The sequence below is a fragment of the Bradyrhizobium vignae genome (assembly GCF_004114425.1).
Taxonomy (GTDB): Bacteria; Pseudomonadota; Alphaproteobacteria; order Rhizobiales; family Xanthobacteraceae; genus Bradyrhizobium; species Bradyrhizobium vignae.
Genome location: NZ_RDQF01000150.1, coordinates 1 through 994, shown reverse-complemented (window position 1 = coordinate 994; position 994 = coordinate 1). Strand labels below are relative to the sequence as shown.

1 protein-coding gene is annotated in these 994 nt (G+C 67.3%); it reads left to right on the top strand.

Features of this window, described 5'->3' with window-relative positions; translation table 11 throughout:
* A partial coding sequence (locus EAV90_RS39175; protein ID WP_129146482.1) for a mannose-1-phosphate guanylyltransferase/mannose-6-phosphate isomerase occupies positions 1 to 994 on the top strand: 994 nt, incomplete at both ends.

The window sequence follows — 994 nt, the reverse complement described above, 5'->3', positions numbered from 1 at the left end:
GGCCCGCTTCGCGCGAGGTGCGGCCCAAGCAATTCCTGCCGCTGTTCGGCACACGCTCGACCTTCCAGGACACGCTGCTGCGCGTGTCCGATCCCTCGCTGTTCGATCGTCCTGTTGTCATCACCAATGCGGCCTACCGCTTCATGGTGCTGGAGCAGCTCGCCGAGATCGGCATCGAGGCGGACGTGATCCTCGAGCCGATGCGGCGCGATTCCGGCCCCGCGATCGCCGCCGGCGCGGTGTTCGCGCAGAACCGCGCCAGTGAAGCGATCGTGCTCGCGCTCGCCGCCGACCACGTGGTGCAGGACAATGCCGCCTTCGTCGCGGCGTGCCGCGAAGGCCTCACGGCTGCGAGCGCCGGTCGCATCGTCACCTTCGGCGTCAAGCCGGAGCGGCCGGCGACCGAATACGGCTACATCAATCCGGGCGAGGCGATCTCCGGCGAGGTGCATGCGGTGGCGCGCTTCGTCGAGAAGCCGGACGCGGTGAAGGCATCCGATTACGTCAATTCCGGCTATCTCTGGAACAGCGGCAACTTCATGTTCCCGGCCGCTGTGCTGCTCGACGAATATCGCAGGGTCGATGCGGCAAGCGTCGAGGCCGTCACCGGCGCCGTCAACAATGCCGGCCGCGATCTCGGCTTCGTCACGCTGGAGCCCGAAGCGTTCGGCGCGGCGAAGGCGATCTCGATCGACTATGCGGTGATGGAAAAGACCTCGCGCGCCGCCGTGGTGCCGGTATCGTGCGGCTGGTCCGACGTCGGCTCCTGGCACGCGGTGTGGGAGCTCTCGGAGAAGGACGCGCTGGGCAATGCGGCGCACGGCACCGCCGTGTTCGAGGATTCCCGCAACTGCAACGTCACCACCGATTCCGCGCTGGTCGCGCTCGAAGGCGTCGACGATCTCGTCGTGGTCGCGACCGCGGACGCGGTTCTGGTCTCGCGCCAGAAGGATGCCAACGGACTGAAGCGTCTGGTGACGAAGCTGAAGGCGGT